Genomic DNA, 13079 nt, shown 5'->3' with positions numbered 1-13079 from the left:
TTAATAAATCAGCAATTAAAATTAAGTGTTTTCTAATTTAAATGGCATGGAGCAACGGTGCAAAGAGGGCTGGATAAAAAAGGGGGAGATGGAAAGCCAGACTGCGTTTACTTTGATAGTTAAACACAGTCTGGTATCGGCATAGCAGTATCAGCAGGTGATTTTCTGCTGAATTTCAGTGATGACATCAGCAATATCAAGCAGCACTTTTTCACCAGTGCGGCGGTTTTTATATTCAACCTGCTGGTTATCAAGATTACGCTCACCGATAACAATAGTATGAGGTATGCCGACGAGCTCCATGTCAGCAAACATCACTCCAGGGCGTTCACGGCGATCATCAAACAACACCTCAATACCAGCGGCGGTGAGTTGCTGATAAAGCTGTTCAGTCACTTCTGCGATACGAACCGATTTGTGCATATTCATTGGGATCAGGGCAACCTGAAACGGCGCGATAGCATCTGGCCAGATAATGCCGTTGTCGTCATGGTTCTGCTCAATTGCAGCAGCAACAATCCGGGACACTCCGACACCATAACATCCCATCGTCATGGTTTGATGTTTGCCTTCTTCGTTCAGCACGCCGGCTTTTAATGCCTTTGAGTATTTTTCGCCCAGCTGAAATATATGGCCAACTTCAATACCACGTTTAATAATGAGCTTACCAAAACCGCAAGGGCTGGGATCACCAGTTACAATATTACGAATATCGGCAATCTCATACTCAGCGATATCACGGGCCCAGTTAACGCCGGTTAGGTGAAAGCCATCTTTGTTGGCGCCAGCGACAAAGTCAGCAAGGTGGGCGGCACTACGATCAGCCACAATCCTGACTTTTAGCCCTACCGGCCCGACTGATCCCGGACCTGCACCGCAAAGTGCCCGGATTTGCTCATCGGTTGCAAATTGCAGTGGGCTGGCAACACCTGCCAACTTCTCGGCTTTAAGCTCGTTTAGTTGATGATCGCCACGCAGCACTAACGCAATAAGTTGCTGTTTGCCATCGTCACCCGCATCTGCAAGCACAAACAATGTTTTAGCAACAGTTTCCGGTGCAATATTTAGTAATGCAGCAACTTCGGCTACGGTACCTGCTGCAGGGGTAGCGATTTCAGATAATGCCTGGTCAGCCGCAGCTTTGCTACCTTCTGGTGCCAATGCTTCAGCCATTTCAATATTTGCGGCATAGTCGCTGCTGTCGGAAAAGGCGATGGCATCTTCACCTGATTCAGCTAACACATGAAATTCATGTGACACGCTACCACCAATTGCGCCGCTGTCAGCTTGCACCGGCCGGTAATCCAGGCCCAGGCGGTTAAAAATATTACAATATGCCCGATACATAGCATCGTAGGTTTGCTGTAAGCTGTCCTGGCCAAGGTGAAACGAATAGGCATCTTTCATCATAAATTCGCGGGCCCGCATCACACCAAAACGCGGCCGGCGTTCGTCCCGGAATTTAGTTTGGATCTGATACAAATTCAGCGGTAACTGTTTGTAGCTGGTAATTTCCCGACGAACTAAATCTGTAATAACTTCTTCATGGGTTGGTCCTAACACATAATCGCGTTGGTGACGGTCTTTAAATCGCAACAGCTCGGCATCCATGGTGTGCCACCGACCAGACTCCTGCCATAATTCAGCTGGTTGCACCATCGGCAGCAATACCTCTATTGCACCGGCTTTGTTCATTTCCTGGCGGACGATCTGTTCAACCTTTCGCAACACCCGGACACCCGTTGGCAGATAGCTGAACATACCGGTTCCAAGTCGACGGACCATGCCCGCTCTTAACATCAGTTTATGACTGATAATTTCGGCGTCGGAGGGGGTTTCCTTTACCGTAGATAACAAATACTGGCTGGTGCGCATGCTGCTCTCAAAAAAGTAGTCAAAAAATTGCCATCATTCTAGCAAGTCATTTAGTCAGGCAGAAGTTGAATCTGATGTTTTATTGGCTTATTTGTGACTTGCTGGTCTGCGATCATGCCGCCCAGGGTATAAAGTGTGCCCTCAATATCCAGTAAGGTGCGGCTATCCATGATAGCACTGCTTTGTGCTGCAGTTCGCCACTGTTGCCGGGTAACCGAATATACCCATACCTCACTGCTAGGGGTCACCGGGCGCCCCTGAAAGTTTATCGCATTGAAAATGTAAGGGGTCTGACTGCCGCCAACAAAGACAATAACCTGCTCGCCATTCAATTCAGTGCCAGTGGCGGCCATTCTGAATCGTGGATTGCCGGTAGGATGGGGTATTTGCTGCCACGCTATCTCATTGGGTTTTGTGTCGATAATACCCTGCCAGCAAGCGGGTTCCATTACAAAAGTGCGGGGTTTGGCGGCAGGGTATTCTACAGCAACACCATCGCACAGCAGCAGAGTATTGCCGACAATACCGCCCGCTAAGCCTGACACTGGCTTACCCGGATAAGGAGTAGCCTGAGACCAGCGCTGAGTAAAATTATCAAACAGTTGCATCAGGTTGACATTACCGTGATCACTCCAGCCGCTCGCCAGGTAGATATAGCGGTTCTGATACGGCAAAGCTACGGCATCATCCACCGGAACCGGCATATCATTAATTCGGGTATAACGTTGGGTAACCGGGTCAAGCCGGTAACTGTCGGCAGCGGTTTGCTTGCTGCCATCTGGGTTGAGGGTAAAACCACCGAACAGGAAAAAATTATTATTCAGCGCCACCATACTGGCACCCGCTCTGCCGGTCAGCCGTTGCTGACTTGGCACCGTTGGCAGTTCAGACCAGCCAAATTCACCCAACGTATGCATCCATACTTTGTTATGCAGATCATTGCTTTGTTTGCCCGGGCCAATGCCTAACGCACTGACGATGTAAGTTTTACCCCGCACCGTGGTGCTGGCAGCACTATTGTTGCTTACCGGCTCAGGTAGGTCGGGTATCGCGATGCTACTGGCTGTAGCCATCAGCAAACTAAGGCAGCTGAGCGATTTCAGTAACATGGTTGTGGTCTCCATTGACAGTCCATTTAATATTAAAGTGGTACAACGTCATACCGTAATGTTGTTCCGCATCGCGTTGTTTTTTATAAGATGGCCGCGGATCCTGTTTTAATACTTTTTCGATGAGTACTGCTAACTCCGGATACAGTGTCTGAGCCTGACAAAATGTGCTGGCTTGCTGACTAAAACTCACTGCCATCGATGTTTGTGGCGCACTGTCAGCAAAACCACCGCCAGCTTCTGGCAGGGCATCAGCATAGGGTAAATACGGTTTAATGTCTAAAATGGGCGTGCCATCCAGTAAATCTATACCGCTAAGTTCCAGTACCAGATTACTTTTATGCCGATAAACCCTCTCTAGTTTTACGACAGAAAGGCCAATTGGATTAGGTCGGAATGTAGCTCTGGTGGCAAAAACGCCTTTTCGGGTATTGCCGCCCAGCCGCGGGGGCCTGACTAACGGCGACCAACCCTTGCTGGCGGTTTCATGAAATACAAAAACCAGCCACAAGTGACTGAATGCTTCAATTCCGCGCACGATGTCGTCTTCTGCATAGGGTGGCACCAGCACAAGCTTACCTCGTGCTTCAGCAATTAAACCGGGTTGACGGGGGATCGCAAACTTTTGTTTATAAGGCGACTCTACAGTGCCTATTACCTGAAACTGAAAAGAGCTCATTGTTATTTGTACGCAGCCAGCTTGATCAATCGCGCATTATGCAATTGCATAAGCTAAACAACAAGCTATAACAGAGACGTCTGAATATCTTTGACGCTAGATGGTTATTGCGTAAGAATAACCCAGCCAATGTTAATTAAAGAGTAAATGATGGAACGAAAAACCCTGTTAACAGAATGCCCGGATTCAAAAGGGCTGATCGCTCAAATTACCAATATCTGTTACAAGCATCAGCTTAATATTATTCGTAACACTGAATATGTTGACCCTGTAACAGGCCAGTTTTATATGCGAACGGTATTAGAAGGGGTATTTAATGACAGCATTTTACTGTTCGACCTGGATCGAGCGTTGCCAGCCGGAAGTCGCCGGAGCTTGCTAAGTGATGGTGCTAAAAAAGTAGTGATACTCGTAACCAAAGAAGCGCACTGTCTGGGCGATATTTTAATCAAGGTATTTGATGGCTCACTGGCGTTAGATATCGCCGCAATTGTCGGTAATTATCCAGAGCTAAGTAGCCTGGCTGATAAATTCGCTATCCCTTTTCATTATATCAGCCATCAGGGGCTTGGCCGCGCCGAGCATGAACGACGGCTTCTGGCAACCATAGCGCCCTATCAACCGGAATATTTGGTGCTCGCCAAGTTTATGCGAATTTTAACAGCGGATTTTGTCGCGCAGTATCGCAACAGAATCATTAATATTCATCATAGCTTTTTACCGGCATTTATTGGTGCTAACCCTTACCAGCAGGCTTTTGAGCGCGGGGTGAAAATTATTGGTGCCACAGCGCATTTTGTTAATGAACAGTTAGACGAAGGACCGATTATTGAACAAATGGTGCGCACCGTCGATCATAATTTCAGTGCCGGCGATATGGCCAAAGCGGGCCGCGATGTTGAAAAAGCGGCCTTAAGCAGTGCCTTACAAATGGTGGTAGAAAATCGGGTTCTGGTGCATGGTAATAAAACAGTAGTGTTGTAACTGGCGTTTACTTTCAGCATATTATCTTCAATACTTCAGTAAATAGTAACAAGATGTCACTAAGGAAAATGGTTATGAAAATATTGCTGTTATTTTGCAGTATGCTGTTTGGCGCAGCTATTTCGGCGGCAGAAACGGCAGCATTACATCCAAAACTGGAAGTATTCAGACCCTATCTGGGGCAATATTGGCAGGGTAACCTTGCCGAGCCAGGCAGTAGCAAAGCGGTTATAGACCGTTCTCACTGGTTCAGAGCATTAAATGGTCAGGCGATAAAAACCGTCCACTCAATCAATCATGGTGAGTATGGCGGCGAATCTTTTATTTTCTGGGACGAAGCTAAAAATAGCCTGGCGTACTATTACTTTACCACTGCCGGTTTTTATACCTACGGCACGATGCAGTTTAATCCGCAAAGTGGGGAAATTACCGCGCTGGAAAATGTTGAAAACAATCAGAACGGCATTACTCAGGTTAAATCGCACAGCAAAATTATGCCTGACGGTAGTCTGGAAGTTCGCTCGACCTATTTACAGAACGAGCAATGGGTTCCAGGGCACAGTGCGGTATATCAGCCGGTTGCACCACAGGAAATTATTTTTAAATAACAGGCTCACGGCATCGATGTCAGTCTTCAATGGGGTCCATCGTATAGATGTCATCAATCTTGTCGGCACACGAATGACTGACTCGCAAGTCTTTAACTCTGCCGTTGCGTAAGCTGTAAACCCAACCATGGATAGCGAGGGGCTGTCCCCGCTCCCAGGCTTCCTGCACAAAGCTGGTATGGCATAAATTACGGACCTGCTCCATAACATTAAGCTCAATTAACCGGTTTAGCCGCTCATTATCATCGGCAAAACTGTCTACTTCTTCGCGGTGCATAGCATAAACGTCTTTTACGTTGCGTAACCAGTTATCAACAAAGCCAACCCGTTGCTTTAACATGGCCGCTTTAACCCCACCACAACCATAATGTCCCACAACCAGAATGTGTTTAACTTTAAGGATATCTATAGCGTACTGCAGCACCGATAAGCAGTTCATATCGGAATGCAGCACTAAATTTGCTACATTGCGATGAACAAACAGTTCACCAGGCAACAACCCGACAATTTCATTGGCAGGAACCCGACTGTCTGAACAGCCAATCCATAGATACTCTGGTGCCTGTTGTTCCGATAATTGTTTAAAGAATCCCGGTTGCTCACGCTCAATCCGATCCGCCCAGTTTTTATTGTTAATAAATAAATCTTTAAATTTTGGCATAACACTGAATCCTGCAAAAAAGTCGCGTTAAGATAGCTGATTCTACCTTATTTAAGAGCACCGACCACCCCAAATTAGTTCCGATAGTTAAGGTTGTTACTGATATTAATGGTAATATTCGGGGTGACGTTTGCCGAAAAAGCTGACTATACTAAGCCATGTCAGTCATTTTTTCTTATGGAAAGTATCGCAAGGAGTTGCAATGATCCCGGTAATTTTATCTGGCGGGTCGGGTACCCGGCTCTGGCCTTTGTCTCGCGCAAAAAAACCTAAACAATTTCTATCATTAGTTAACGAAAAAAGTATGCTGCAAAACACCTTGCTGCGGCTGAAGGGCCTTGATGAGTTGTCACCGCCGTTAGTGGTATGCAATGAAGATCACCGCTTTATGGTAGCCGAACAATTACGCGAGCTTAATATCAGTGACGCTTGCATCATGCTGGAACCGGTTGGCCGCAATACTGCCCCGGCTATCGCGATAGCTGCCATACAGGCGATGCAGTTACAGGACAATAAGCAAGACCCGGTATTGCTCGTGCTGGCAGCCGACCATGTGATCCAGGATATTCCTGCCTTTCAGCAGGCGGTAGTTGAAGCAAAGCTGGCAGCAGAAGCTGGTAAATTGGTCACCTTTGGCATAGTTCCGGTATCTGCGCATACGGGCTATGGCTATATCAGGCGTAGTCAGCAAAATATTGATCAAATACCAAATACCTACCAGGTAACTGAATTTAAAGAAAAGCCTGATAAAAAAACAGCTGAACATTATCTGGCCTCAGGTGAATACTGCTGGAATAGCGGTATGTTTATGTTTAAAGCCAGTAGCTTATTAGCTGAGCTTGAGAAATTTGCACCAGAGATTGTTAAAGCATGCCGATTGGCGGTGACCAGTGCCAGTGAGGATTTAGATTTCGTTCGAGTAGACAACAAGGCATTTAGTGCAAGCCCGGCCGACTCACTGGATTATGCCGTGCTGGAGAAATCTGATAATACGGTGATGGTGCCACTGAACGCCGGCTGGAGTGATGTCGGCAGTTATGATGCGCTGTGGGACGTGATGGCAAAAGACGCCCAGGGCAACGCCTGTCGGGGTGATGTGATGCTTGAGGCAACCCGTAACAGCTATATTAATGCCGAAGAGAAACTGGTGGCAGTAATTGGTTTAGACAATGTGATTGTGGTGGAGACCAAAGATGCCGTGTTAGTGGCAGATAAAAATAACATTCAGCAAGTCAAAAGTATTGTGCAACGACTACAAAGTTATGGGCGCAGCGAAGTGGATTTGCATCGCGAAGTGTTCCGGCCCTGGGGCAAATATGATTCAGTTGATCAGGGAAAACGCTATCAGGTAAAACATATAACGGTAAAGCCAGGGGCAAAATTGTCGGTCCAAAAACATCATCACCGGGCAGAGCACTGGGTAGTAGTAAGTGGTACCGCTTTGGTCAGAAACGGTGATGAAGAATTTATGGTAACCGAGAATGAGTCGACGTTTATACCGATTGGGGTGGTTCATTCACTGGAAAACCCGGGCAAAATTCCTCTGGAATTAATTGAAGTTCAGTCAGGGAGTTACCTCGGGGAAGACGATATCGTGCGGTTTGCCGATAAGTATGGCCGGGAGTAATATGAACGCGTTATCCTGCTTTAAAGCGTATGATATTCGGGGCAAACTTGGTGAGGAGCTAAATGAACAAATTGCCTACAGCATTGGTCGTGCTTATGCCAGAGTCATTAAACCTGGTACTGTCGCCGTCGGTGGTGACATCCGTCATAGCTCAGAGTCACTGAAATTAGCACTGACCCTGGGATTGCTGACGGAAGGTGTTGAAGTGCTTGATTTAGGTATGACCGGGACTGAAGAAATTTATTTCGCGGCACAACATCTGGCTATTGATGGCGCCATCGAAGTGACCGCCAGCCATAACCCTATCGACTATAATGGCATGAAATTAGTCAGGGCTCAGTCCCGGCCGATAAGTGGTGACAGCGGGCTTGTCGCCATTCGTGATGAAACCGCACGGTTGCAAGCTGAATTATTCGAGCCGGCAGCGTTCGCAAGGTTAAAACTGCAAAGTGAAACGGTTTTCACTAACCAAAAATGGCAGTTTGGCAAGGCAACCTATCAGAAAAGCAGTATTCTGAAACCCTATATTGAGCATTTACTCAGCTATATCACCCCCACTAATATTCAACCACTAAAGCTGGTGGTAAATTCGGGTAATGGCGCTGCAGGTCATGTCGTGGACGCCATTGAGCAGGCTTTTATTGAACATGGCATCCCAATACATTTTATAAAAGTGCATCATCAGCCTGATGGCAGCTTTCCTAATGGTATTCCCAACCCTTTGTTGATTGAGAATCGTCAGGCAACTTCGGATGCCGTTCGCCATCATCAGGCTGATTTTGGTATCGCCTGGGACGGAGATTTTGATCGTTGTTTTTTATTTGATGAGCAAGGTCATTTTATTGAAGGTTATTATATAGTGGGGTTGCTGGCTGCTGCTTTTCTGAAAAAAGAACCCGGCGCCAAAATTATCCATGACCCCCGTTTATACTGGAATACTGAAGCGATATGTCAGCAATATAATGGTAGAGCAATATGCAGTAAAACAGGCCATGCCTTTATAAAAGAAAGAATGCGTGAAGAAGATGCAGTTTATGGTGGGGAAATGAGTGCACATCATTATTTCCGTGAATTTTCATATTGTGACAGTGGTATGATCCCTTGGTTACTTGTGGCAGAGTTATTATCATTATCAGGTAAAAAGTTGTCACAATTGGTACAGCAGATGATTGCTGACTATCCTTCTTCCGGCGAATTAAATTTTAATATTGCGGATCCTCTGCAGGTTATTGCTAATTTAGCGGAACACTATGCACCATTGGCCGTTGAAGTCGATGATATCGATGGGTTAAGTATGAAATTCGCTGATTGGCGCTTCAATCTTCGCGTTTCTAATACTGAAAACGTGGTCAGATTAAATGTTGAAACTCAGGGTGATATTAAATTGATGCAGCAAAAAACAGCTGAGTTAACGCTTTTCTTAACAGAGCCTGAATAACATCAATTTTTTCTTTTTATATCTTGAGATTAAATGCTCTGGCGGCTTTATTTAATCGTCTAAATTGCTTATTCTTTATTAAATTTTATATAAAGGAGCGAATTATGTCTTTATTGTTAGACAAGAAAGAGTTAAGAAAGGCTGCCAAAGAGTTAAACTTGGTTAAACTTACCGAGGTTATTGAAACCCTGAATGGGGTGCTGGCAGAACGCCAGCAAGAGGTTGAGTTAATTGCGCAACTTGAGGGCATGGCTAAAGCTCAGGGTTACACAATGGAACAGCTTGGTTACAAACAGAGCAGTGATGTTGTAGTCGCAGACAGTGGTGAAAGCAGCAGTTCAAAAAGGCCAGTAAAACCGAAATTTAAAACGATAAATAAAGACAGTCAGTTCTTCTATGTTGAAAATGGTCAACTGCACCTATTACGCACCCACACCATGAAAAAAGGCTTGCAGCAACGTGGTATTCAGGTGGTACCGCTGGCCAATGTCGATAAAAAGTTTGCCAAAGATATCGATAAGCTTATTGCCGATGCGACAGCTCAGGCCGTTGATAATTTTAATAGCAAAGTTAGTATATGGAATGAATGGGCAGTGGCAAACGGCGGCGAGATATTAGAGAAACGCTAGGCAGATAGAAGCTTATTGTTATTATCGACAATAACAGGTTGGTAAGAAGTAAAAAAAACCGGCATTAACGCCGGTTTTTTTGGTTGCAGCTGTTTTTTTAATTATTTCGGTTGTGCATCCAGTGATTTGCCGTTCTCAGCTTTACTGGCATCAGACATTAAATATAAATATACCCACATCAGCTGTTCGGGCGTTTTTAAACGCAGCGGATCTTCTCCAGGGTAGGCTTTAGCGCGCATGGCAGTGCGGGTCGCACCTGGGTTAATACAATTTATCCGAATAGAGCTGTCAGCATATTCATCGGCCATAACCTGCATTAAACCTTCGGTCGCAAATTTTGATACTGCATAAGGCCCCCAATATGCCCGACCGGTTCGGCCAACGCCTGATGAAGTGAACACCACAGAAGCCGCCGGTGCTTTTTTTAATACCGGCATTAACGCCTGGGTCATCAACATTGCGCTGGTAACATTAATTTGCATAATGTCCTGCCAGCTGGCCAGATTAATGTGTTCAAACGGACTTAGCACACCAAGCAATCCTGCATTGTGCAGCACACCATCAAGTTTTCCGAATTCACGCTCAATGGTCGTTGCCATGTCTTTATAATGGCTGGCTGTTGCTCCTTTTAAATCGAGCGGCACAATGGCTGGCTCAGGACCACCAGCGGCGATAATTTCATCGTATACTGCTTCGAGCTTTTTAACCGTTCGACCGAGTAAGATAACCGATGCACCGTACTTGGCATAAGTCAGAGCGGCGCAGCGACCAATTCCATCGCCAGCGCCGGTAACTAAAATAACTTTACTATGCAGTGCGTCAGCTGGGGTAGTGTAGTTATCCATAAAATTTAACCTGTCAATGTTAAAAAACGGCGCAAGCATACGCGTAAAATAATTATTTTGCATCTTTCTTGCCACCAACTGTATTTTTGCGCTAGCGATCTGTCAGACTTTGAGTTAACTTTAACTGGTCGTAGCTGTTCGGTAAGAACAGCCACTTAAAACGAAAAGAATTCGTAATAATCAAAGCAAGGTTTTGCTTTGTAATAAAAAAATAAAGCGTTTAGGACGGGGAGAGATTATGAAAAAGCTTGCTATTAGTATCGCTGTTGCGGCAGCGATCGGCCTGGCTGGTTGTGGTGATTCGTTAGAAGATTTAAAACAAGAAGCGGCGCAGCCGGGAGGAACGGTTTTACCAGCATCAAGAGTTATATTTGACCCAACCGCAAGTAAGGTATCAGTACCAAATGACTTACTATTTCAGGGCACCACCGATGGTACGTTAACTTTCGATAGCGGTGCTAACCCGGATTATACCAATCCGCAGGTAGCCTTAGGTGCGCTTGATGGCTGGTCAACTCAGAACCCTTTCGCGATTGATCTCAGTTTCCAGGCAGGAACTACCTTAAATGCAGATTCGGCGCAGACCCCTGGTGCAGTCAGATTATTTAAAGCCTTAATGGGTGACCCGATGTCGCCGGAAGCGGCTTGTCAGGAGGTGCCACGTGGTGCGGCCTGTCAGATAGTTGAAGAGCTGGTATTTGGTCAGGATTTCATTACTGCCGCGCGTGGTAACAGTGTTGCGGTTATTCCGTTAAAACCGTTGGAAAATACCACAACCTACTTGTTGGCTCTGACCAATGTGTTACAGGATAGTAATGGTGAGTCTGTTAAGCCGTCGACAACTTATGAATTAGTAAAGCAGGACATAGCAACTTTACCGCTTGCTACTGATTCTCAACGTGCTTTACAGGGCGTAATTAACAGTTTTGAAAATGCTCTTGTCAGGGATGAGGGCCTTAATAAAGACAACATTATTTACACTGCGGCTATCACTACGCAATCTGTTGGTGCCGTGCTTTCTACCTTAAAACAGTTAATGGCCTCGCCTACGCCAACCGGTTATGGCCCGTCACCATTGGTTGTCAATAATACTGGTTTAACCGTATCGCAACTTAATCCTAATTTTGCTGGCGATCCGGCGTTTGCTATCACCCGGTACTATACGGGAACAATCAACTTACCTTATTATTTAGGTATGCCCAGCGAAGCTAATCCAACTGCACCCCTGAACACCCGCTGGATGGCTCGTTGTGACAGTGGTGCCATTATTGCGGCATTACCACCTGAGATGAAACCAGCGACGCCAGTTTCTGAAAACGATGGCGCTTGTCAGGCATTCAGTGGTGGCGCGTTACGTGATTTAGGCGTTGATTCTGCACGGCATTTAACTAAATTTAACACCATTCCTAAAATTAACGGTTACCAGACCGTTGATGTACAGATGACGGTGCCGGATGAAAATGTGATTACCAAGCCTGCTGCCGGCTGGCCCGTTGTCATCCTGCAACACGGCATTACCTCAAAGCGTTCAGATATGCTGGCAATTACCGGTACACTGGCGTCGCAAGGTTTTGCGACAGTGGCCATTGACCATCCGTTACATGGTGACCGGGGCTTTGGTCAGTTAAATGCCAGTAGCGGAAACGCGACGGTATACATGAACCTGAGCAATTTACTGGTAACCCGGGATAACTTGCGCCAGAGTATTGCAGACATGCTAGCGTTACGTTTAGCACTCAATTTTGCGCAGGGTGTTGATTTAGATAGCAGTCAGGTTCAGTTTTTAGGTCATTCGCTAGGTGGTATAACCGGGACTTCTATGGTAGCACTGGCAAATACCAGTACCGGTAGTGCGCAGCTGGATGCGCTGTACAGTGTTGAAACAGCAACGCTGGCAATGCCGGGTGGTGCGGTAGCAAACTTCCTGCTTGATTCTGCGGCATTCGGCCCACTGATTAAAGCCAGCGTTATGTTAGGCGCCGGTGGTGCAACGACCGAGCATTTTGTTACATATGTCGCAAGCAATACTGAGTGTGGCGTACCTGCAGCTGAAACTGCTGCTACGTACCCTGCATGTGCAGCGCCGGTAGTTAATGCTTATCTGACGACGTTAGCCGATCCAGCTAATGCCGCACAGCAAGCGCGCGTATCGGCTGCATTAAGCCAGTTCGCTTTTGCTGCCCAAACAGTAACAGACGCCGGTGACCCGAATAACTATGCGGAACGCCTGGTTAATAGTGAAACGCCGGTATATATGATTGAAGTAGTGGGTAATAGTGACGGTAACCTGCCAGATCAGGTAATACCCAATGGTGACTTTAATCCACTTGCAGCATTAGCCGCTGGTAAAATGCCTCTAGCTGGCACTGAGCCACTGGCCCGCTTGTTAGGCGCGGATTCAGTGCCTGCCAGTGCTGGTAATGTAGCACTTAATGGAATCAATGCTATTGCCCGCTTCACTGAAGGTGATCATGGTTCAATTCTGAGCCCTGCAGCCAGCCTGGCGGCAACGCAGGAAATGCAGCGTCAGAGCGTGACCTTTTTCTTAAGCAAAGGACAGAGCCTGGTAGTATCTAATCCTGCTGTGTTAGCAAGCGGAAACTAACCCAAAAAGCTTAACAAAG

At 46.3% G+C, this 13079-nt stretch carries 11 protein-coding genes; 6 read left to right on the top strand and 5 right to left on the bottom strand.

The window, feature by feature from the left end; genetic code table 11:
* Positions 1-150 precede the first annotated feature (150 nt).
* Genes B2Q61_RS16265 through tsaA form a run of 3 tightly spaced genes read right to left on the bottom strand, consistent with a single transcriptional unit; the run spans position 151 to position 3663 of the window.
* Positions 151-1875: a proline--tRNA ligase gene (locus B2Q61_RS16265; protein ID WP_290617692.1), complete on the bottom strand. Its 1725-nt coding sequence runs from the start codon at positions 1873-1875 to the stop codon at positions 151-153.
* 50 nt (positions 1876-1925) lie between these two features.
* Positions 1926-2984, bottom strand: coding sequence for a Kelch repeat-containing protein (locus B2Q61_RS16260; protein ID WP_290617690.1), 1059 nt, complete (start codon positions 2982-2984; stop codon positions 1926-1928).
* The gene (gene tsaA / locus B2Q61_RS16255) at positions 2956-3663 is read right to left on the bottom strand and encodes a tRNA (N6-threonylcarbamoyladenosine(37)-N6)-methyltransferase TrmO (protein WP_290617688.1); all 708 of its coding nucleotides are present in this window, start codon (positions 3661-3663) and stop codon (positions 2956-2958) included. The genes B2Q61_RS16260 and tsaA overlap by 29 nt, the downstream gene beginning before the upstream one ends.
* Positions 3664-3810: 147 nt before the next feature.
* On the opposite strand from tsaA, the gene purU reads away from it, so the two are divergent.
* Positions 3811-4647 carry a formyltetrahydrofolate deformylase gene (purU, locus tag B2Q61_RS16250; protein ID WP_290617686.1) on the top strand — a complete coding sequence of 279 codons (837 nt, stop codon included), beginning with the start codon at positions 3811-3813 and terminating at the stop codon, positions 4645-4647.
* 74 nt (positions 4648-4721) lie between these two features.
* Positions 4722-5255: a hypothetical protein gene (locus tag B2Q61_RS16245; protein ID WP_290617684.1), complete on the top strand. Its 534-nt coding sequence runs from the start codon at positions 4722-4724 to the stop codon at positions 5253-5255.
* A gap of 19 nt (positions 5256-5274) precedes the next feature.
* On the opposite strand, the gene can is transcribed toward B2Q61_RS16245, so the two are convergent.
* Positions 5275-5916: a carbonate dehydratase gene (can, locus tag B2Q61_RS16240; protein WP_290617682.1), complete on the bottom strand. Its 642-nt coding sequence runs from the start codon at positions 5914-5916 to the stop codon at positions 5275-5277.
* Between the two features lie 202 nt (positions 5917-6118).
* Between can and B2Q61_RS16235 the strand changes: the two genes are divergently transcribed.
* The 3 genes from B2Q61_RS16235 (at position 6119) to B2Q61_RS16225 (ending at position 9610) form a co-directional block, all read left to right on the top strand.
* The gene (locus B2Q61_RS16235) at positions 6119-7543 is read left to right on the top strand and encodes a mannose-1-phosphate guanylyltransferase/mannose-6-phosphate isomerase (RefSeq protein WP_290617680.1); all 1425 of its coding nucleotides are present in this window, start codon (positions 6119-6121) and stop codon (positions 7541-7543) included.
* 1 nt (position 7544) lies between these two features.
* Positions 7545-8981, top strand: a complete 1437-nt coding sequence (locus B2Q61_RS16230; protein ID WP_290617678.1) for a phosphomannomutase CpsG — start codon at positions 7545-7547, stop codon at positions 8979-8981.
* Positions 8982-9085: 104 nt separating this feature from the next.
* A complete protein-coding gene (locus B2Q61_RS16225; RefSeq protein ID WP_290617676.1) occupies positions 9086-9610 on the top strand; it encodes an H-NS histone family protein in 525 nt (174 codons plus the stop codon).
* 101 nt (positions 9611-9711) lie between these two features.
* On the opposite strand, the gene B2Q61_RS16220 is transcribed toward B2Q61_RS16225, so the two are convergent.
* Complete coding sequence (locus B2Q61_RS16220; protein ID WP_290617674.1) at positions 9712-10455, bottom strand: YciK family oxidoreductase; 744 nt, start codon at positions 10453-10455, stop codon at positions 9712-9714.
* A 238-nt stretch (positions 10456-10693) separates the two neighbouring features.
* Between B2Q61_RS16220 and B2Q61_RS16215 the strand changes: the two genes are divergently transcribed.
* Complete coding sequence (locus tag B2Q61_RS16215) at positions 10694-13060, top strand: VolA/Pla-1 family phospholipase (protein ID WP_290617672.1); 2367 nt, start codon at positions 10694-10696, stop codon at positions 13058-13060.
* Positions 13061-13079 lie beyond the last annotated feature (19 nt).

It is taken from the genome of Arsukibacterium sp. UBA5043 (assembly GCA_002415085.1).
Taxonomy (GTDB): Bacteria; Pseudomonadota; Gammaproteobacteria; order Enterobacterales; family Alteromonadaceae; genus Alishewanella.
This window is presented reverse-complemented; position numbering and strand designations above follow the sequence as displayed.